Below are 20671 nucleotides of genomic sequence, written 5' to 3'. Positions count from 1 at the left end.
GAGTAGAGTATGCGCGGTTTATACCTCATTACCAACGATGACCCAATCCAACTATTATTAGAAAAACTAGATGCCGCACTCGCAACTCGTCAGATCGCAATTTTGCAGTACCGCCGTAAGAAAGTAGAAAAAACAGACCAACCCGCAGAAGTTGAACAGATCAAACTTTTATGTGAAAAATATCAAGTTCCTTTTGTGATTAATGATGACCTAAAACTGGCTGCTCAGTTTGGATTAGGTGTGCATTTAGGGCAAAGTGACGGTGAAATTACCGATGCAAAATCGCAGTTACCAGAAGGTGTCATCATTGGCCGTACTTGCTTAAATTCATTAGAACTTGCCCAAAAAGCTATTGCCGATGGTGCAACTTATGTTGCCTTTGGTGCGGTTTACGCGACTTCTACAAAACCTGAAGCAGGTAATGTGGGGATCGAAGTAATTAAGCAGGCAGCAGCTCAATATGATGTACCAATTTGTGCGATTGGTGGTTTAACTGTTGAAAACTCAAAACCTGTGATTGAGGCAGGGGCTGACCTCTGTGCAGTCATTAGTGATATATTAGGCCGATCAACTGCTGAAATTCCTGCCCGTGTACAGGCGTGGGCACAATTATTTTCTTAAGCTTTCAAAATTATTTTTTAGATATTTAAGACGAGCATTTCCATGAGTTTATCTCCAAAGCAAGAACAGTTATTTAAACAAGCCAGCAAACACATTCCAGGTGGTGTGAACTCTCCGGTACGTGCCTTTAATGGCGTTGGAGGAACACCTGTTTTCATCGAGAAAGCAAAAGGTGCTTATTTATGGGATGTCGATGGTGAGCGTTATGTTGACTATGTTGGTTCTTGGGGACCAATGATTTTAGGTCATGCTCATCCAGAGATTATTAAGGCTGTACAAACAGCAGCAGAAGATGGCTTAAGTTTTGGTGCACCAACCGTACACGAAACAACACTGGCAGATATTATCTGTGAAATCATGCCATCAATTGAATTGGTGCGTATGACTAACTCGGGTACAGAAGCAACCATGACTGCTATTCGTTTAGCACGTGGTTATACTGGCCGTGACAAAATCGTGAAGTTTGAAGGTTGTTATCATGGCCACTCTGACTCACTTTTAGTAAAAGCGGGTTCAGGTTTACTGACTTTAGGTGAAGGTGAACCGACTTCGAAAGGTGTTCCTGTTGATTTTGCTAAACACACTTTAACGTTACCTTACAACGATATTGCTGCATTAAAAGAATGCTTTGCTAAATTTGGTCATGAAATTGCGGGCGTTATTATTGAGCCTGTCGCAGGTAACATGAATATGGTGAAACCAATCGACGGTTTCTTACAAGCCATTCGTGATATTTGTGATGAATATAAATCTGTATTCATTATTGATGAAGTGATGACAGGTTTCCGTGTTGCTTTAGGTGGTGCGCAATCGGTTTATAACGTTAAACCTGATTTAACGACTTTAGGTAAAATTATTGGTGCAGGTCTACCAGTTGGTGCATTTGGTGGTAAGCGTGAAATCATGGAATGTATCGCACCTTTAGGCGGTGTATACCAAGCCGGTACATTATCTGGTAACCCACTTGCTATGCGTGCTGGTATTGAAATGTTTAAACATTTACGCCAACCTGACTTTTACAGCAAATTATCTGCTCAACTTGAAAAGCTACTTGTAGGCTTACAAGCTGCAGCTGATGAAGCGGGTATTCCATTTAAGACTCAGCAAGCTGGCGCAATGTTCGGTCTTTACTTTACTGACCAAGAAGATATTACAAGCTTTGACTCAATGTTGGCATGTGATATTGAGGCTTTCAAAAAGTTCTTCCATGGCATGTTAAAGCGTGGGGTAAACTTGGCACCTTCAGCATTTGAAGCAGGCTTTATTTCATCTGCACATTCTGATGAAGATATTGAATTTACGATTCAGGCTGCAAAAGAAACATTCGCTGAAATGAAGTAAGCAAAAAAGCCCGTGTTAAACGGGCTTTTTAATTTGAGCTATTTTTATATTTGTAGAGAATAATGTTTTATCCCTTACCTCGAAAAATCCAATTAGCTGCAAGTACTTCAAATTGGTCAATTGAGTCAGCGCAAAGTATTTTGCTCATGGTTGGGCTCAATGAGCTTAAACTACGAGCAGATTGGTCTGAGCAACCATTGGCGAATCATTTGGAATTGTTGATTAAGCGCGCTCAATCACTTGAAATTCCAATTATTTTTATTGAGACATCTCAGCTTCAACAAACCATGTTGGAGCTTGGTCAGCGTTTGTCATCAAATACTAAAGCCCAAGTTATGATGGCAGGTGATTTGTCGCCTCTGTTTAAACAAGTCATGCAGCTTGTTTTATCGATTACAGATCAGGTCAGTGTTGTAAATGATGCGATCTTGGCGGCTAATCTAGAGCAGCATATCCAATGGGTTGAAAAGATCAGTTTTGACCATATAAAACATTTAAATACGCAGAGCTTAATGCGGTTATGGTCTTTAAGTACGCCGTCCTCTTATATCTTGTCAGATAAAGGAATCTTATTGGCAATTGCTGAACATGTGGGGCGACATCCTATGGAGATCCATCCTGAAATTGATTTAAGAAACTACGGACTAGATCAGTCTGCTGTGAATTATTTGGTCGATCTATGGCGTGCAAATGGTGCGAGCTTAAGTGCTGAAGAGATAATGCAAGCACCGACATTGCAACATATTATGCAGTTATTGAAGCCTTGACTGACTATAGACCTCAAGTGATCCATAATATTTGCAAATTCTGCTGTTAATTTACCCGAACGGCATTGTAATTCGGACGTAAGCTTTTTATTATTGCCCGCTTGTTTTTCATCTTACCTTGGGAATACAACTTTGAGTGATTTTCTAAGTGAACATCTGATCTATCGTGATGATGATTTTATGGTGATTCATAAACCTTCGGACATCTTGAGTGTTCCTGGTAAGGGTGATTTACATGATAGCGTTTTGACAAGGTTGGTTGCAATTGAACCTAAAACTTTGCTCATTCATCGTCTAGACCGAGATACTTCAGGTATTTTAGTATTTGGTTTATCGAAGCTCGGTCAAAGTGCAATTGCACGTCAATTTCAAGATCGTCAGACTTCAAAAATATATGAAGCGCTTGTCGCAGGTCATTTAGAGGGTGAGGGGACTGTAGATATTCCTGTCATCTATGACCCAAGCCGACCACCTTTACATATTGTCGACGCTTCTCACAATAAGCCTGCTTTAACACATTGGCAGGCAATAGAACATTTTCAGATTCAGGGACAGCCTGTAACTCGTGTCAAATTAACACCAATTACGGGCCGATCTCATCAACTCCGTGTACACATGCAATATCTTGGGCATCCAATTGTAGGTGACACGCTGTATGCAACACCGGAGCAGCAACTTGTTCCGCGTTTATGTTTGCATGCCAAACAGTTAAGTTTTAATCATCCTGTCACAGCAGAAACATTAACTTTTGACTGTCCTGTACCGTTTTAATGTAAAAATTTTAATGCGTGATTTTTTGTAGCAAAGCAATTTAATTGGTTTTTGCTTCAAAATTTTGCTTTAAAGACTACATAAAAAGATGCAAAAATAAGCTAATTTGCATCGTACAATATGTAGTGCGAACTTGAGAGAAAGGTGGAAAAATTGCAGCAGTATGCTATTGGTCAACGTTGGCTATCAGACACAGAAACTGAGCTCGGTTTAGGTGTTCTTATTGATGTAGATGAAAGATCTGTCAGCATTTTATTCCCCAAAAGTGATGAGACACGTGTATATGCACGTAATAATGCTCCACTATCTCGTATCATCTTCAATACGAATGATGAAGTTCAAGATCAAGAAGGCCAAAAGTGGATCGTTGAGTCTGTTGAAGACCGTCATGGCGTTTTGCGTTACAACGTTGTTCGTACTTTAGAAAATGGCGAGCAAGAGCGTAAAGCGCTTAATGAAACACGTATTGGTGCGCAAATTCAATTATCTAAACCTTTAGATCGTTTGCTTGCAAGTCAAGTTGACTATAAAGAGTGGTATGACCTGCGTATTGAAGCGATGTTGATGCAAGCACAAATGCAGACCAGTCCTCTACGTGGGATGGTCGGTGCACGTGTTGGCCTGATTCCTCATCAGCTTTATATCGCACATGAAGTTGGTAAACGCTTTGCACCTCGTGTTTTACTTGCCGATGAAGTTGGTTTAGGTAAAACAATTGAAGCTGGTTTAATTATCCACCAACAGCTTAAAACTGGTCGTTCAGAACGAATTCTGATTTTAGTCCCTGATTCTCTTCAGTATCAGTGGATGATTGAAATGCGTCGCCGTTTTAACTTGCAATTCTCTCTGTTTGATTTAACGCGTACTGCATCTATTAAAGAACATGATCCAGAGCTTAACCCGTTCTTGACTGAGCAATGCATTATTGCCAGCGTTGACTTAATGGTTGACCATGATGATTTGCGTGAGCAAGCCATAGAAGCTGGTTTTGATTTGCTTGTGGTTGATGAAGCACATCATTTGATGTGGAGCGAAGAAGAAGGCGGTAATGATCGCTACGATTTAATTGAAGAGCTCGCTGAAAATACAGCAGGGGTACTATTACTCACTGCAACACCTGAACAATTAGGTGTAGAAAGTCATTTCGCTCGCTTACGTTTACTTGATCCACAGCGTTTTAGTAGTTTAGAGCGCTTCTTAGATGAGGAGACTCAGTACCAGCAGACTGCAAAAATTGCTGAAGTGCTGATGTCGGATCAAGCTTTAACCCCAGAGCATTTATCTGCTTTAGAAGGTTTATTAGGTCACAGTATTGAAGACCAGCCTGACCAACGCTTTAGAGCAATTCACGAATTATTAGATCGTCACGGTACTGGACGTATTTTATTCCGTAATACACGTGAAGCCATTCAGGGCTTCCCAGGTCGTGATTGTCAACCAGCACCATTACCAGCACCAGAAGATTGGTCAAAAGATGGCAAACTGCGTGAGCAGATGTGGCCTGAAGAAGCGCAAATTGATGGTTCATGGATGCAAAATGATCCGCGTGTGCCATGGTTAATGGAAATTTTACGTAAAGATCTTAAGCATAAAAAAGTGCTTTTAATTGCGCGTAGCGGACCAGTAGTTGAATCTTTAGAAAATGTGTTGCGTTTGCATGCAGGTATTCGTACGGCAATGTTCCATGAAGGCATGAGCTTATTAGAACGTGACCAAGCGGCTGCTTATTTTGCTGAAGAAAGCTATGGCGCTCAGATTCTATTGTGTTCGGAAATTGGTTCGGAAGGCCGTAATTTCCAATTCGCCAGTGATCTAATTTTATTTGATCTACCAGCTAACCCAGATGTTTTAGAGCAACGTATTGGACGTCTAGACCGTATTGGTCAAGAAAACCGTATCCAAATTCATGTGCCATACCTTGTGGGAACAGCTCAAGAGCGTATGTTCCGTTGGTATAACGAAGCACTGAATATTTTCAGCAATATTTCTCCGACAGCGCAAACGCTGCAAGAGAATTTTATTGTTGAATTAAAAGACTGTTTACTTGCAGACCAAGGTCAAACATTTGAAGATTTGCTTGAAGAGGTGAACGTTCAACGTCAAGCCTTGGAAGCTGAACTTCAAGCTGGCCGAGATCGTTTACTTGAATATAATTCATGTCGTCCTATTGTGGCACAAGAAATTGTTCAAGCCCTTGAAGACTATGATGACAATACTACGCTACCAATGTTTGTGAAGCGTTTCATGTCATCAACCAATATCGACTTTGATGAGCAAAGTAATGGTACGGTGATTATTAAACCAACCGACCAAATGCAAGTGCAAGGTTTGGCTTTAGACGAAGAAGGTATGACAGCAACCTTCTATCGCGATCAGGCTCAGCTTCGTGAAGATGCTCAATATTTAACTTTAGAGCATCCATTCATTGAAAGTGTTATGGAAATGATCCGTACACAATCGTTTGGTAGTACCAATGTTGCTGTACTTAAATCTAATGCGTTAAAGCAGGGCTCAGTATTAATTGAAGTCTGGTTTAAAGTGGATGTTGTTGCACCTAAATCTTTGAACTTGCCATCAAGTTTACCGAAACAACTCATTCGCGTGTTGTTAAGTGAAAATGGACAGGATTTATCTGAAAAGATTGATCCAACAATTTTAAAACCATATTTACATCATTTAGATGGCAATAGCTGCCGCCAAGTAGTTAAAGCTCGCCGTGATATCATTGAGCAGCGCTATAAACAAGCGTTAGAAATTGCGAAAGTTGATTTACCGCAGCTTCAGCAACAAGCAAAAGAACATTATGGCAATAAATGGCAATATGAAATTGACCGTTTAACTTATCTCAAACAGTTCAACCCAAGTATTCGTCAAGACGAAATTGAGCGTTTACAGAAACTGCAAAAAGAAGGCTTGAGTTTACTTGATGGTTTAACTGTTACACCAGAAGCAATTCAAGTGTTAGTTGTGGTTAAGCCGTAACTCACTCAAAATGAAAAAAGCGCCGAGAGGGCGCTTTTTTCATACATCGATTTTGAGTTAGATGAGACCAGCGTCTTTTAATTCTAGCTTTAAATACGCATAAAAAATTGGAGCTGCGATTAAACCGCCTAAGCCAAAAATTGACTCAAATACTAGCATTGCTAATAAAATCTCCCATGCATTTGCATTGATTTTATGCCCAATAATTTTAGCATTAATAAAATATTCAAGCTTATGAACCAAAACGAGATAAAGTAATGCTGCTCCTGCTAGTCCTAGGGAAATGGTAAGAGCTGCAATAAACGTTAAAGTGTTTGAAAGCAGATTCCCTAAAATTGGAATGAGACCAAACATAAAGGTCAAAATAGTTAAAGTTTTGGCAAAAGGAAGGTGAACTCCCCAAAGCGGCAACAAAATAAAGGCGAATAAAATAAAGAGCAGCGTGTTAATCGCTGAAATTTTTATTTGGGCAAAAACAACATTTTTAAATGAAATTGATAATTTTTGAATACGCTGGATAAGCAGTGACTTAAAAACAGGCTGAGGCGTACGGCGATGAAAACCATGTATTGCCACCAAAATACCAATAATTAATCCCATGACCATAGTCACGAAGTTATGCAAAATATCGGAACTGGTGTTTTTTAGAGTAGTCACGTTATCTTTCATAAATGCAAAGATTTCGTCTTTTAGATCTGTCACGCTATCAGGAATATAACCTGGAAGATACTTTGTGATCTCTGCTTGCAAATGAAGAAGGGTTTGATCAACCTTGCTATTAATACTATGTAAGCCGACACCTTTTAGATCGTATAAAACGAAACTAATTAGACTTGTGATGAAAAAACCAATAAGTGAGATGGTGATGATACTGAGTAAAATACTAATAAAAATACGGGCTCTTTGGCCATCAATATAACGTTCTACAACCGAACTTAAACTAATAATAATTTCATAAATGAGAAAGCCTGCAAAAAAACTTGCTAATAAATGTAAGGGGATAACCGAAAGCAAAAAGATGCCCATAAGAATGTAGCTTGCAATCAGACTTTGACGATTATTCAAATTTTGCATGTGGATCCCTGAGATCGTTGGGAATATAGGAGAAAGAGCAAACAGAAAGATTATTTATACTCTGGCAAGCTATTAGCTTCAATTGGTGAATTATATTTTTATTAGAAAATAGAGGAGTTAGATTTAAAAATGGCCTGTTCATCAACAAGCCATTCATTAGATAATTTTAGCGAATTTTTGCTTCATCTAAATGACGTGCACCTTCTAAAATCATCCGAATCATAATCATGGTTTGTTCAGCAACTTCTGCACGTTGATTGATCGGTAAATCAATGACTTTTGCACCCATGTGAAACACAAGTTGAGTAATTGCTTTTGCAACAAGATCTGGATGGTAGAGGTGATTGTTATTTAAACGCTCAAGACGGATTAAATCTTCTTGCAACTCTTGCTGAAAAAAGTTGAGTTGACGGTCTACGGCAGCTTTATAAGAAGCTGAACCTGTAAAACTTTCACGGAGCAGTAAACTTAAATTGCCTTCGTCGGCATCAAGCTGTTGAAGAAAAATATCGACCGAACTACGAATAATACTTTCTTGCAAGGAAGCGCGTAGGCGAGCCTGACGGATAATTTTACGTAAAACGATACCTGCGCGGTCAATTAGAGAAATAGCTAATTCATCAATATCTTTAAAATGTCGATAGAAACTATTTGGCGCAATTCCTGCTTCTCGAGCTACTTCTCGTAAGCTTAATGAAGCAATACTTTTTTGCGGACCAATGAGGTTTAAAGCGGCCTGAAAAAGTTCTTCTTTAGTAATTGTCGCTTTTCTTCCAACAGAACGCGTAGCTGTTTTAATTTCAATGACATCTTGTTGTTGAGGTGTGTCATTCAGGTTCTGAGAAAGTGAAGATTGGGTCATGCTGTTCAATATATTTGTAAACTCTCAGGATTATAGCCTTAGAAGCTGAACTTGTGAAATTGTAATTAAAAGTACGGGTGTATATACAAATATATATACATGTGTATAATAATTAAAAAAGAGCGACAGAGCCTTCAGTTATGCAAGCAATCGAAAAGAGAAATTCTCTATTCAATTCATTGACACAAGCCATCTTTGATAAAGAAATGGCTAATTTCTGGCTACAAAAAGTTAATCCTTTATGGTCTGTAAAGCACGGACTTGTTCAAATTGTAAAAAAAGAATTTGTCGCTCATGACATGGTGAGCCTGACGCTGAAATGCAACCGCCTAGTAAAAATGGGCGTTGCAGGCCAGCATCATCCTGTAATTGTAGAAATTGCCGGTCGTCGCTATGAACGTACTTATAGTTTGACGCAAATAGATGCGCAGCACTTACGTTTAACAGTTAAAAAAGTTGCTGATGGGATCGTGAGTAACTGGTTTATTTCTGAAAGCAAAATTGGTGATGTTTTTGAGCTTGGTCAACCTTATGGTGACATGCAACAAAACATCAAAACATCGAATTTAACTATATTGGCTGCGGGTAGTGGTATTACCCCAATGTTAAGCCTAATTACTGCGATTAAACAAAGCCAGCAGTTAGATAAAGTTCAGGTACAACTTTTATATTGGGTAAAGCAGCGTTCAGATGCAGCTTTTGTTGAATACTTTGAAAAAGTTGCACAGCAATATCCGAACTTTAATTATCAGGTTTTCTATACACAAGAAACCCCAAATGATGAGCGTTTAAATACAGAGCATTTAGCATTAGTTGATGATGTGGAAAACAGCACAATTTATGCGTGTGGACCTTCTGGCTTTGTGGCGACAGTTGAGCAACTTTTTGAAAAAGCTCCAGCCGTTTTAACAGAGGCCTTTAGCTTAACAAATGAAAGCTCTGCTGATGATATTGGTTATGTGAATGTCACATTAATCCAGTCTAATAAGGTCATTGCAATTCCTAAAGGCCAGTCAATTCTGGTTAGCCTTGAACATGAAGGTCTTAAACCAACTCATGGTTGCCGTATGGGAATTTGTAATAAATGTGTTTGTAATAAATCACAAGGTTCAACACGTAATTTACTTAACGGTAGTGAAAACACTGAACCAAGCCAATTACTCAAAATTTGTGTGAACTCAGCACAATCCGATCTAGTTATTGATCTTTAAGAGAGAACTCTTATGAATATGCCAGTGAAAGTCGAATATTTTAAAAATCCTAAAAATCGAGATTTGACTCCAGCAGAACTTGATGCATTTGCAAAAGAGCTCGATCAGATCAAGCAAGAAGTATTGGATGATTTGGGCGAAAAAGACGCTAAGTATATCCGCCGTGTTTATGCTGCGATTCGTTATAGTAGCTTTTTAGGTCGTGCATGTTTGTTTGCAGGTTGGTTCCCACCAGCGTGGATTTTAGGAACAGGCCTATTAGGCTTCTCTAAAATTATGGAAAACATGGAACTCGGTCATAACGTAATGCATGGTCAATATGACTGGATGAATGATCCTAAATTTAATGGTCAAACTTACGAGTGGGATACAGTCGGTACTTCTGATAACTGGCGTCAAACGCATAACTATAAACATCACACCTATACCAACATTAAAGGTATTGATGATGACATCGGTTACGGTTTACTTCGTTTATTCCCAGAGCAACGCTGGAAGCCAGGTTTCTTACTTCAACCTGTTTATAGCATCCCATTCTGTTTATTGTTCCAATGGGGCGTAGCTATTCAGAATCTTGAAATTGGACGTGTCCTTTATAAACGTAAGAGCATGGCAAAATTCTTGGAAGAGTTAAAACCTGTTAATAAAAAGATTGGAAAACAACTTTTTAAAGACTATGTTTTCTTCCCTTTAATTGCAGGTCCAGCAGCTTTACCTGTATTCACTGGTAATTTGGTTGCAAATGGTCTTCGTAATATCTGGACATTTACGATTATTTTTTGTGGTCACTTCACAAAAGATGCAGAAGTATTTCCAAAGTCTGTTTTACAAGAAGAAAGCCGTGGTCACTGGTATATGCGCCAGATTCGTGGTTCTTCTAACTTGAAAGGTTCAGAAGCATTACATATTTTAAGCGGACATTTGAGCCATCAGATTGAGCACCATTTATTTCCAGATATTCCAGCGCGTCGTTATCGCCAAATGGCTCCAAAAGTTGAAGCTGTATGTAAAAAATATGGTCTAAATTATAACAACGCAAGTCTGGCTAAACAGTTTGGACAAGTGGTAGGCCGTATCTTTAAATATGCTTTACCTTTTAAAAAATAAGTCAAAAAAAAGCCCTGAACTAATCAGGGCTTTTTTTTAGAGAAACAAATTATTTAAACTGAATTGAACCGTTTGCATTCACAGTAATTTTAGACTCACCAGCTGCCATGTCTTGAGCTGGTGCAGCTTCGGCCATAGCAAATTTAGCCATGCTGGCACGCATTACAGGTTGTGGGAAATAATTATTTGTGTTCAGGTTTAGAGTGACCAAAGTATATTGGTTTTTATTCCAAGCTTGGGTCAACATTTGAGCACGTTGTTGGAAATTTTTAGATGCTTCTACCATTAACTCATTTTCAACTTTTTTACGTTGTTCATCAGAAACCGTAAAATTAATCGATTGAGTTTGGAAGTTTTGCTGTAATTCGTTTACTAACTGGCTAGCAGCTTTAAAGTCTTTACTTTCAAGACGGATTTCAGCACGGCCACGCCATTCTTTTAACTTATTGCTATCGTTATCGTAAATTGGATAAGTGCTTTGAGCACCAGTTTCCACTTTTACTTGTGGATATTTACGAGAAACATTAAGTGCCTGATTCATCAATTGATTAATTTGATTTGAAAGCTCAGCTGGTTGTTTGTTACTTTTTTCAATATATAAAGTTGCATGCATTTCATCATTAGAAACTTGGCGAGAAGCTTCAGCTTGTACATTCACAATATTGTAGTTCAAAGCATTGTCATCCTGAGCAAAAACTAAAGGGCTAAGGAGAGAACCTAAAAGAAGGGTAGAGACGGCTAAAGTACGCATAAATTTTTCCTTTAAAAATTAATATAAATTTAATTTTTTTCATTAGGAAATGTTAAACATAACTTATGCATAACTTTTGCAGATTTTGTGGCGTATTTGTAATATTCAGATCAGATTTTTTTAAATTTTGGTAAATATAAAGTCTTTAAAAATTAAAAGCTTAAAATTAAAGTGTTTCAATGTAACTTAAAAAATCAAAGTAATATAAAAAAAGAATATTTTCTTTAGGTTGTCACATAGTATGATGATAATTCATCATAACTATTGGGATGATACATTTTTTCAATAAGATTAGATGAGTAAAGTACATAAAAGACGTTTTTTTTCTTGTAAAATTAGGTATCATCGCGCTCCTAGTTACAAGATATAAAATAAGTGTCTTTACTAGTTCTATAAAGCACCGAGTCAAAGGACCAATCGTCACCAGACTTATTTCTTTCTACCCCTATCAGAGATGGTAATCCGATATGAGCGTTACTTCCGTTAACCCTGCCACTAATGCTACTAACGAATATTATTTGACTCGCCAAAGTCAAATGGAATCAAATGTTCGTAGCTATCCACGTAAATTACCGTTAGCGATAGCGAAAGCACAAGGATGCTGGGTTACTGATGTTGAAGGTACACAGTACCTTGATTGTTTAGCTGGGGCAGGTACATTGGCTTTAGGTCATAATCATCCTGCGGTGATTCAAAGTATTCAAGATACATTGGCAAGTGGTTTGCCATTGCATACTTTAGACTTAACCACACCTTTAAAAGATGCATTCACTGAAGCATTGTTAGCATATTTACCTGGTGGTAAAGAAGAATATTGCTTGCAGTTCTGTGGTCCTGCTGGTGCAGACGCAACTGAAGCAGCAATCAAACTTGCTAAGACTTACACTGGCCGTAGCTCAGTGATCAGTTTCTCAGGCGGTTATCATGGTATGACCCATGGTGCGCTTGCTATGACTGGTAACTTAAGTGCAAAAAATGCAGTTAACGGTTTAATGCCAGGCGTACAATTCATGCCATATCCGCATGAATACCGCTGCCCACTTGGTTTAGGTGGTGAAGCTGGTGTTGACGCTTTAACTTACTACTTTGAAAACTTTATTGAAGATGTAGAAAGCGGTGTAACAAAACCGGCTGCTGTTATTCTTGAAGCGATTCAAGGTGAAGGCGGCGTAGTTACAGCTCCAGTAAAATGGTTGCAAAAAATCCGTGAAGTGACTGAAAAGCACAACATCGTTTTAATTTTAGACGAAGTTCAAGCTGGCTTTGCACGTTCGGGCAAAATGTTTGCATTTGAACATGCAGGTATTGAACCTGATGTTGTTGTAATGTCTAAAGCAGTAGGTGGTGGTTTACCACTTGCAGTATTAGGTATTAAACGTAAATTTGATGCTTGGCAGCCTGCTGGTCACACGGGTACTTTCCGTGGTAACCAACTTGCTATGGGTACTGGTCTTGTCGTATTAAAAACGATTAGCGAACAAAATCTTGCTCAAAATGCGCAAGAGCGTGGTGACTTCTTACAAGCTGAATTTAAAAAATTAGCTCAAGAATTCCCATGTATCGGTAACGTACGTGGTCGCGGTTTAATGATCGGTGTTGAGATCGTTGACGAGCGTAAACCAGCTGATCGTATTGGTTCGCATCCTGCTGACTCACAATTAGCTGCTGCAATTCAAACTGCTTGTTTCAACAATAAATTATTGCTTGAAAAAGGTGGTCGTAACGGTACAGTAATTCGTTTACTTTGCCCGCTTATCATCACTCAAGACGAGTGTGTTGAAGTAGTTGCTCGCTTTAAGAAAGCAATTGCAGAAGCATTGGTTGCAGTACGAGGCGCATAAGTATGGTGGATTTTGCAGAACATCGTAAAGCGTTACTCTGCAATGATGCACAATCCATTGCTGACTATGAGTCAGCAATGGGCGAAGCGGTAAAAGCCGTTTCAGCATGGTTGCAAAATGAAAAGATGTACACTGGTGGTAGCATTAAAGAATTGCGTTCAGCAATTTCTTTCCAACCTTCAAAAGAAGGTATGGGTGTACAAGAATCTCTTCAACGTATGATTGAGCTTTTCTTGAATAAAAGCTTGAAAGTACATCATCCACATTCATTAGCACATTTACACTGCCCAACCATGGTGATGAGCCAGATTGCGGAAGTGTTAATCAATGCAACTAACCAATCTATGGACTCATGGGATCAAAGCCCGGCAGGTTCATTAATGGAAGTTCAGCTCATTGATTGGTTGCGTCAAAAAGTAGGTTATGGTTCTGGTCAGGCTGGTGTTTTCACTTCTGGCGGTACTCAATCTAACTTGATGGGTGTATTGCTTGCTCGTGACTGGTGCATCTCGAAAAACTGGAAAGACGAAAATGGTAACCCATGGTCTGTACAGCGTGATGGTATTCCTGCCGATGCAATGAAAAATGTCAAAGTCATTTGTTCTGAAAATGCGCATTTCTCTGTGCAAAAGAACATGGCAATGATGGGCATGGGTTTCCAGTCAGTTGTGACTGTTCCTGTGAATGAAAATGCACAGATGGATGTAGATGCTCTCGAAAAAACGATGGCGCATCTTCAGTCTGAAGGTAAAGTTGTTGCTTGTGTCGTTGCGACAGCAGGTACAACCGATGCTGGTGCAATTGACCCATTGAAGAAAATCCGTGAAATTACCAATAAATATGGTTCATGGATGCATATCGATGCGGCATGGGGCGGTGCATTAATTCTGTCAAATGACTATCGTGCAATGCTTGATGGTATTGAGTTGTCTGACTCGATTACCCTCGACTTCCATAAGCATTATTTCCAAAGCATTAGCTGTGGCGCGTTCTTGTTGAAAGATGAAGCGAACTATCGTTTCATGCACTACGAAGCTGAATACTTGAATTCTGCTTATGACGAAGAGCACGGTGTACCAAACCTTGTGTCTAAATCATTACAAACGACTCGTCGTTTTGATGCATTGAAATTGTGGATGACAATCGAATCACTAGGTGAAGACCTTTATGGTTCAATGATTGACCATGGTGTAAAACTTACTCGTGAAGTTGCAGATTACATTAAGGCAACTGATGGTTTAGAACTTTTAGTTGAGCCTCAGTTTGCTTCGGTATTATTCCGTGTTGTGCCACAAGGCTACCCAGTTGAGTTTATCGATAGCTTGAACCAAAACGTAGCGGACGAATTGTTTGCACGTGGTGAGGCAAATATCGGTGTAACAAAAGTTGGTAATGTACAGTCATTGAAAATGACAACATTAAGCCCTGTTGTGACATTTGAAAACGTTAAAAACCTTTTAGGTCAAGTATTGGCTGAAGCTGACCGCATTAAAGATGCAATTGCTTCTGGTAACTATGTACCACCAATCGACTAATTGAGTTGATAACAAAAAAAAGCTCGGTTTATTGCCGGGCTTTTTTATTGCAGATTATTTTTATTTGAATTGTGTATGAAGAAAAGAATACATGCACAAATCATGCATATTTTCAAAAAACAAAAATAATTATGCATGATTTATGGGGAGCAAATTTCTTATTGTATTGGTATGTCCCCAATATTTTTGGTCACATTGATATATCAATATCATACTTACTTTGAATAATCCCGCTTTAACTGAAAAAAGTAAGTGGCTGTAATTACAATTAAGACAAGGAAGAAGAAATGCAACAAGCGAATATGCTCAATGAATTTAAACTCATTATTGGCGGTCAACTTTGTTCAGGTGAGCAAGGCGAGCTAGAAATTCTTAACCCCGCTACAGGTTTAACTGCTGCACGTTGTGCAAAAGCTTCGGTTGCGCAGGTAAATCAGGCAGTGAGTGCTGCTAAACAAGCATCTAAAGCTTGGCAACAAGTTTCACACGAAGAGCGTAAGTCAATCTTGAGCAAGATTGCAGATGGCATTGAAAAGCACGCTGAAATGCTCGCAGAGTTGGTTGTGCTTGAACAGGGTAAGCCACTCGCACTTGCTCAAATGGAAGTGCAGGGCGCAATTGGCTGGACGCGTTACGCAGCTACTATGGATTTACCAGTAGAAGTAATTGAAGACAGTGAAACCAAGCGTATTGAGCGCCATCGCCAACCATTAGGTGTAGTGGCTTCAATTACTCCTTGGAACTGGCCATTGATGATTGCGGTTTGGCATATCATGCCTGCATTGCGTGCAGGTAACGTTGTCATTAGTAAACCTTCTGAATACACCCCACTATCGACTTTACGTTTATGTGAAATCATTCAGCAAGAAGTTCCTGCTGGCGTAATTTCAATTGTAGTTGGTGCTGGTGAGATTGGTGAAGCATTATCTTCTCACCCTGATGTACAAAAAGTCGTGTTTACGGGATCAACTCGAACAGGTCAGCACATTATGGCTGGGGCAGCTCAGCACCTAAAACACTTAACTTTAGAGTTGGGTGGTAATGATGCTGGTATTGTATTGCCTGATGCAAATATCGATGAAATTGCAGCCAAGATTTTTAATATGGCGTTCTTAAACGCTGGTCAAACATGTGCAGCCTTAAAGCGTCTATATGTGCATGAAAGCCAATATGAAGCTTTATCTCAAAAGTTAGCTGATATTGCCAACGCTCAAGTTGTGGGTGATGGTATGGCGTCTTCTACAACATTTGGTCCAGTACAAAATCAAATGCAATATAACAAAGTGAAAGCACTTATTGCTGAAGCGATTGAACAGGGGGCAAAAGCACTTTCTGGGCAAAAGCAGTTACCAGAGCAGGGCTACTTTATTGCACCAACTATTTTGACTGAAATTTCTGATTCTTGCCGCGTGGTGCAAGAAGAACAGTTTGGCCCTGTGTTACCTGTTTTAAAATATACCGATATCAACGATGCTATTGCTCGTGCCAATGATAGTGAGTTTGGTTTAGGTGGCTCAATTTGGTCTTCTGATATTAAAGCAGCACAGACTTACGCTAGTCAGCTTCAATGCGGTACTGTTTGGATTAATACCCATGCTGAGGTTCTGCCTCATGCACCTTTTGGTGGCTGGAAAATGTCTGGTCTAGGTGCTGAATTTGGTCTGGAAGGCTTGCTTGAAAATACGATTGGGCAAACGGTTCATATCAGTAAAGTCTAAATATTAATTCTAAGGCGGATGATAAATCCGCCTTTTTATTTTAAATTATCTTATTAAATACTAACCTGCTTAAGTCGTGTGATGATAACCGTGACCTTTAGGTTTGATTAAAAAATGATTCTGTTCTTTAATTTTTTTTAGAACAATGTAAGACTTTATGTGGCCAATAAAATTATAAGAAAGCAATCTTTCGGTTACAAATTGAGAAAGCTGTTCTAAGTTTTCAGCAACGACTTTTAAAATAAAATCCGCATCGCCACTAATTGAAAATGCATCTTGAATGTTATCTTCTGCTTCGATGAGTTCTTGAAAAGCCTGCTGTGATTTTGCCTCGTGTGTCCTTAAATTAATGTGAATCATCGCTGTAACTTCGAGTCCCAGCGCTTGTTGCTGGATGCGTGCAGTGTAGCCTAGAATGATGCCTTTTTGCTCGAGTAGCTGCCTTCTTCTTGAACATTGTGAAGCAGATAAACCAATTAAATCTCCTATTTCCTGATTGGTGAGCCGTCCATTCTTTTGTAGTGCCTGAATGATTTGCCAGTCGAACTTATCCATTGCATAAAATCCTTTTATGATACACAAATCATGTATTTTTATTAAAATGCGTTTTCATTATGCACGAAATCTAAAAGATAGATGAAATATTATTTTTCTATGGAATAAAAATTGGTCTCAAAGGATATAGAGCAATGTTCATAGAAATCGGTGACTTTTTAAATCTTCGTTTAAAACAAATGGGTATCCAACATCTTTTTGGAGTACCTGGTGATTTTAACCTCTCATATCTAGAACAAGTTGAAGCAGACCCACAACTCGAATTTATTGGAAATTGTAATGAATTAAATGCTGCTTATGCAGCAGACGGTTATGCACGAATTAACGGTTTTTCTGCCTTGGCAACCACTTATGGTGTAGGTGACTTAAGTGCCATTAATGGCATCGCAGGTGCCTATGCAGAAAATATACCTCTTATTCATATCTCAGGAATTCCACCGTTACATGCAGTTCAAAAGGGCACTCTAATACACCACACGCTTGTCGATGGTAACTATGACAATATTATGAACTGTATGAAAGAGTTCACAGTTGCCCAAACACGTTTAACTCCTGCAAATGCAGCTTTTGAAATTGACCGTGTATTACGTCAGTGTTTCCTTGAGCGCCGTCCTGTGCACATTCAACTACCAGGCGATATTACTCACGTTAAGATTGAAGTATCTGAACGTCCGCTTGACTTAAGCTACCCAGCTGTTGAACCTGAATTATTGCAGAGTGTGGTAAGCAAACTCTGTGACATTATTGAGAATGCTCAAAGTCCAGCGCTTCTTATTGATAATGAAGCTTCAGTTTTTGGTGTAACGTCACTTTTAAATGATTTGTCTCAAAAATGCTCAATTCCATTTGCAGGCATGAATACTGCAAAAAATATTATGGATGAAGGCTCACCTCGTTACATTGGAACTTATGTGGGTGGGGCAAGCCAACCGCATGTGAAAAATATCATTGAACAATCTGACTGTTTAATTGGTGTTGGTGCACGCTTTACCGATGTAGGCTCAGCTGTATTTACTCATCAAATTGAGACCAAGAACTACATCGAAATTAAATCTTATGGCCTAAATATTTTTGGTCAGGATTTTCCGGGTATTGAAATTGGACAATTACTTGTCGAGTTAAATAAAAAAGTTGCTCCACGTAAATCGACAATACCTCTTCTTGAAAAACAACCGTCGAAAGTAATTGAAGCTCCAGCTCAACAAAAGTTAAGCCAAGATGTGCTTTGGAATTACATTTCAGGGTTCTTAAAAGAAGATGATGTGATTATTGGTGAAGTAGGAACATCAAACTCTGCTTTGTCAGGTATCAAACTTCCTGCCACAGCTAAATATATTGCTCAGCCGCTTTGGGGTTCTATTGGTTACACCTTACCGGCTTTGCTTGGTAGTCTGTTGGCTGCTCCTGAACGTCGTCAAATTCTATTTATTGGTGATGGTTCATTCCAGCTTACGGTACAAGAGCTTTCTACGATTATCCGTCACGGTTTAAAACCAATCATTTTCTTGCTGAACAACGGTGGCTACACCATTGAGCGCCTCATTATGGGTGAAAACGCGGCCTATAACGACGTGCAAAACTGGAAATACACTGAAATTCCTGCGGTATTTAACGGTAAAAAAGGCCATACAACTTATGTTGTTGAAACCGCTGGACAGCTGAAGAGTGTTTTAGACAACGTTCAGCAAAATGATCAGTTAGCTTTCATTGAATTAAAACTACCAGCAATGGATGCGCCGGTAAGTTTGAAAAAATTTGCTTCTGTGATTGCTCGTTTTGACTACGGTGATCGCGGTTACGAAATTTTAAAGGAGCGTTCCCAACCGATTAAATGTAAGGATGCAATCTCTTTTTAAATAGAAGACAGGACAAGTCTTCTCAAAAATTAAATGGACTCATATTAAAGCTACTTATTTCCGAAGGTCGGGTTCTGGCCTTCGGATATGGTGCTGAATAAAGGTGTACAGGAAGTGACACCAACATTGGAGATAATGTTATGGATGCAAACAATAAGCACGATTTAAAACAAGGCTTATCCAATCGGCATATTCAACTCATCGCACTCGGAGGGGCGATCGGAACAGGGTTATTCTTAGGTCTTTCACAAACAATTAAATTGGCTGGTCCTTCAATTTTATTAGGATATGCAATTGCAGGAATTATTGCCTTTTTAATTATGCGCCATTTAGGTGAAATGGTTGTTGAAGAGCCGGTCAGTGGTTCTTTTAGTTATTTTGCGAACAAGTATTGGGGCAAAATGGCGGGTTTTATGTCTGGCTGGAACTATTGGGTATTATATGTACTCGTCAGCATGGCTGAATTGAGTGCGATTGGGACGTTTATACAGTTTTGGTGGCCTGAAATTCCGACATGGCTAACTGCTTTATTTTTCTTTATTTTAATTAACGGCATTAACTTGGTAAATGTTCGCTTTTTTGGGGAATCCGAGTTCTTATTTTCCTGCATTAAAATTGTTGCCATTTTAAGTATGATTGGTTTCGGAGCTTATCTTTTACTTTCAGGCTCAGCAGGTCCGCAAGCGGGTGTTGCAAATTTATGGCAACACGGTGGTTTCTTCCCGCACGGGATTCACGGTTTTGTCATGGCTTTAGCTGTCATTATGTTTGCGTTTGGCGGATTGGAATTAATTGGTATTGCTGCAGCTGAAACGAAGAAACCTGAAACGACTATTCCTAAAGCAGTAAATCAGATAGTGTACCGTATTTTAATTTTTTATATCGGTGCAATCGGTATCCTTTTATGTCTTTATCCATGGAACATGGTGGCAGAAGGCGGCAGTCCATTTGTTATGATTTTCCAGTCACTCAATAGTAACGGTGTTGCGAACGTCTTGAACTTTGTGGTCTTAATTGCTGCTATTTCTGTTTATAACAGCTGTATTTATTGTAATAGCCGTATGTTGCATGGTTTGGCAGAGCAGGGTAATGCTCCTGCAATTTTGAAAAAAGTAAACAGTCGCGGTATTCCAGTTCCAGCATCAGTTGTTTCTGCATCTATTACAGCAATATGTGTGGTCGTGAATTATCTGATTCCTGGTCAAGCTTTTCAGCTCTTTATGATGTTGGTTGTCGCAGCGCTTGTCATTAACTGGCTTATGATTTCAGTCACACATTTGAAATTTACTAAAGCGATGAAATTGCAAAAACGTCAGACTAAATTTCAAAGTATTCTTAGTCCATGGAGCAATTATTTAACCATTAGCTTTGTATGCTTTATTCTTATTATTATGGCGATGACTCCAGATATGAGATTGGCAGTTATTTTAGGACCAATCTGGCTTGCTGTTTTAGCTGTGATGTACTTCTTAAAATATCGTAAAAAAATGGTTGTTCTGCCAGAAGTACAATCGAATTGATCCTTTAAATTGACAATGATATTGCGGTTATCAGCCTTAAGGTTGGTAACCCTTTATCTTTTGTCATATTATTTTCATGTTACAAAGAAATTGTTTTTTTATAGAAATTTTTAATAATAATTTTAATGATAGAAAATATTTAAATAATAAAATTAATAA

General features: G+C 38.9%; 16 protein-coding genes. 12 read left to right on the top strand and 4 right to left on the bottom strand.

Going from position 1 to position 20671, the window contains the following annotated elements; translation table 11 throughout:
* The first annotated feature begins 9 nt into the window (after positions 1-9).
* From thiE to rapA, 5 genes are all read left to right on the top strand, one after another.
* The gene (thiE, locus tag HMPREF0013_RS15455) at positions 10-621 is read left to right on the top strand and encodes a thiamine phosphate synthase (protein WP_002118528.1); all 612 of its coding nucleotides are present in this window, start codon (positions 10-12) and stop codon (positions 619-621) included.
* A 42-nt stretch (positions 622-663) separates the two neighbouring features.
* Positions 664-1962 carry a glutamate-1-semialdehyde 2,1-aminomutase gene (gene hemL, locus HMPREF0013_RS15450; protein ID WP_002118795.1) on the top strand — a complete coding sequence of 433 codons (1299 nt, stop codon included), beginning with the start codon at positions 664-666 and terminating at the stop codon, positions 1960-1962.
* Positions 1963-2024: 62 nt separating this feature from the next.
* A complete protein-coding gene (locus HMPREF0013_RS15445; RefSeq protein ID WP_002118521.1) occupies positions 2025-2729 on the top strand; it encodes a hypothetical protein in 705 nt (234 codons plus the stop codon).
* Between the two features lie 132 nt (positions 2730-2861).
* On the top strand, positions 2862-3500 hold the full coding sequence (locus HMPREF0013_RS15440) for an RluA family pseudouridine synthase (RefSeq protein WP_002118925.1): 639 nt from the start codon (positions 2862-2864) through the stop codon (positions 3498-3500).
* Positions 3501-3644: 144 nt separating this feature from the next.
* Entirely contained in the window at positions 3645-6482 is a 2838-nt protein-coding gene (gene rapA, locus HMPREF0013_RS15435) for an RNA polymerase-associated protein RapA (protein ID WP_005073250.1), read from the top strand.
* A gap of 57 nt (positions 6483-6539) precedes the next feature.
* Here the strand turns inward: rapA and HMPREF0013_RS15430 are convergent, their stop codons facing one another.
* Positions 6540-7556, bottom strand: coding sequence for an AI-2E family transporter (locus tag HMPREF0013_RS15430; protein WP_002118525.1), 1017 nt, complete (start codon positions 7554-7556; stop codon positions 6540-6542).
* 166 nt (positions 7557-7722) lie between these two features.
* Positions 7723-8418, bottom strand: coding sequence for an HTH-type transcriptional repressor FabR (fabR, locus tag HMPREF0013_RS15425; RefSeq protein WP_002118668.1), 696 nt, complete (start codon positions 8416-8418; stop codon positions 7723-7725).
* 140 nt (positions 8419-8558) lie between these two features.
* On the opposite strand from fabR, the gene HMPREF0013_RS15420 reads away from it, so the two are divergent.
* Together HMPREF0013_RS15420 and HMPREF0013_RS15415 are read left to right on the top strand one after the other, a co-directional pair.
* Complete coding sequence (locus tag HMPREF0013_RS15420; RefSeq protein WP_005803823.1) at positions 8559-9629, top strand: ferredoxin reductase; 1071 nt, start codon at positions 8559-8561, stop codon at positions 9627-9629.
* A gap of 12 nt (positions 9630-9641) precedes the next feature.
* A complete protein-coding gene (locus HMPREF0013_RS15415) occupies positions 9642-10736 on the top strand; it encodes a fatty acid desaturase family protein (protein ID WP_002118415.1) in 1095 nt (364 codons plus the stop codon).
* 49 nt (positions 10737-10785) lie between these two features.
* Here the strand turns inward: HMPREF0013_RS15415 and HMPREF0013_RS15410 are convergent, their stop codons facing one another.
* A complete protein-coding gene (locus HMPREF0013_RS15410; protein ID WP_005803821.1) occupies positions 10786-11487 on the bottom strand; it encodes an SIMPL domain-containing protein in 702 nt (233 codons plus the stop codon).
* Between the two features lie 467 nt (positions 11488-11954).
* Here HMPREF0013_RS15410 and HMPREF0013_RS15405 point away from each other — a divergent pair, with 467 nt between their 5' ends.
* The 3 genes from HMPREF0013_RS15405 to HMPREF0013_RS15395 all read left to right on the top strand — a co-directional run bounded on the left by HMPREF0013_RS15405 (position 11955) and on the right by HMPREF0013_RS15395 (position 16581).
* On the top strand, positions 11955-13328 hold the full coding sequence (locus tag HMPREF0013_RS15405) for a diaminobutyrate--2-oxoglutarate transaminase (protein WP_002118718.1): 1374 nt from the start codon (positions 11955-11957) through the stop codon (positions 13326-13328).
* A 2-nt stretch (positions 13329-13330) separates the two neighbouring features.
* Positions 13331-14863, top strand: a complete 1533-nt coding sequence (locus tag HMPREF0013_RS15400; RefSeq protein WP_002118849.1) for a pyridoxal phosphate-dependent decarboxylase family protein — start codon at positions 13331-13333, stop codon at positions 14861-14863.
* 287 nt (positions 14864-15150) lie between these two features.
* Positions 15151-16581, top strand: a complete 1431-nt coding sequence (locus tag HMPREF0013_RS15395) for an aldehyde dehydrogenase family protein (RefSeq protein ID WP_002118947.1) — start codon at positions 15151-15153, stop codon at positions 16579-16581.
* Positions 16582-16650: 69 nt separating this feature from the next.
* Here the strand turns inward: HMPREF0013_RS15395 and HMPREF0013_RS15390 are convergent, their stop codons facing one another.
* Positions 16651-17136, bottom strand: a complete 486-nt coding sequence (locus HMPREF0013_RS15390) for an Lrp/AsnC family transcriptional regulator (protein WP_002118966.1) — start codon at positions 17134-17136, stop codon at positions 16651-16653.
* A gap of 134 nt (positions 17137-17270) precedes the next feature.
* Here HMPREF0013_RS15390 and HMPREF0013_RS15385 point away from each other — a divergent pair, with 134 nt between their 5' ends.
* Together HMPREF0013_RS15385 and HMPREF0013_RS15380 are read left to right on the top strand one after the other, a co-directional pair.
* Complete coding sequence (locus HMPREF0013_RS15385) at positions 17271-18992, top strand: alpha-keto acid decarboxylase family protein (RefSeq protein ID WP_002118792.1); 1722 nt, start codon at positions 17271-17273, stop codon at positions 18990-18992.
* Between the two features lie 140 nt (positions 18993-19132).
* The gene (locus HMPREF0013_RS15380) at positions 19133-20512 is read left to right on the top strand and encodes an amino acid permease (RefSeq protein WP_002118750.1); all 1380 of its coding nucleotides are present in this window, start codon (positions 19133-19135) and stop codon (positions 20510-20512) included.
* The last annotated feature ends 159 nt before the right edge of the window (positions 20513-20671 follow it).

The sequence above is a fragment of the Acinetobacter sp. SH024 genome (assembly GCF_000163635.1).
In the GTDB taxonomy this organism is placed as follows: domain Bacteria; phylum Pseudomonadota; class Gammaproteobacteria; order Pseudomonadales; family Moraxellaceae; genus Acinetobacter; species Acinetobacter pittii.
Note: the sequence above shows the minus strand (reverse complement) of the source record. Positions and strands in the feature narration are given on the sequence as shown.

What these genes read in the sequence shown, in the direction of transcription:
- thiE (WP_002118528.1), top strand. Translation starts at nt 10, where the DNA reads ATGCGCGGTTTATACCTCATTACCAACGATGACCCAATCCAACTATTA.
- hemL (WP_002118795.1), top strand. Translation starts at nt 664, where the DNA reads ATGAGTTTATCTCCAAAGCAAGAACAGTTATTTAAACAAGCCAGCAAA.
- HMPREF0013_RS15445 (WP_002118521.1), top strand. Translation starts at nt 2,025, where the DNA reads ATGTTTTATCCCTTACCTCGAAAAATCCAATTAGCTGCAAGTACTTCA.
- HMPREF0013_RS15430 (WP_002118525.1), bottom strand. Translation starts at nt 7,556, where the DNA reads ATGCAAAATTTGAATAATCGTCAAAGTCTGATTGCAAGCTACATTCTT.
- fabR (WP_002118668.1), bottom strand. Translation starts at nt 8,418, where the DNA reads ATGACCCAATCTTCACTTTCTCAGAACCTGAATGACACACCTCAACAA.
- HMPREF0013_RS15420 (WP_005803823.1), top strand. Translation starts at nt 8,559, where the DNA reads ATGCAAGCAATCGAAAAGAGAAATTCTCTATTCAATTCATTGACACAA.
- HMPREF0013_RS15415 (WP_002118415.1), top strand. Translation starts at nt 9,642, where the DNA reads ATGAATATGCCAGTGAAAGTCGAATATTTTAAAAATCCTAAAAATCGA.
- HMPREF0013_RS15410 (WP_005803821.1), bottom strand. Translation starts at nt 11,487, where the DNA reads ATGCGTACTTTAGCCGTCTCTACCCTTCTTTTAGGTTCTCTCCTTAGC.
- HMPREF0013_RS15405 (WP_002118718.1), top strand. Translation starts at nt 11,955, where the DNA reads ATGAGCGTTACTTCCGTTAACCCTGCCACTAATGCTACTAACGAATAT.
- HMPREF0013_RS15400 (WP_002118849.1), top strand. Translation starts at nt 13,331, where the DNA reads ATGGTGGATTTTGCAGAACATCGTAAAGCGTTACTCTGCAATGATGCA.
- HMPREF0013_RS15395 (WP_002118947.1), top strand. Translation starts at nt 15,151, where the DNA reads ATGCAACAAGCGAATATGCTCAATGAATTTAAACTCATTATTGGCGGT.
- HMPREF0013_RS15390 (WP_002118966.1), bottom strand. Translation starts at nt 17,136, where the DNA reads ATGGATAAGTTCGACTGGCAAATCATTCAGGCACTACAAAAGAATGGA.
- HMPREF0013_RS15385 (WP_002118792.1), top strand. Translation starts at nt 17,271, where the DNA reads ATGTTCATAGAAATCGGTGACTTTTTAAATCTTCGTTTAAAACAAATG.
- HMPREF0013_RS15380 (WP_002118750.1), top strand. Translation starts at nt 19,133, where the DNA reads ATGGATGCAAACAATAAGCACGATTTAAAACAAGGCTTATCCAATCGG.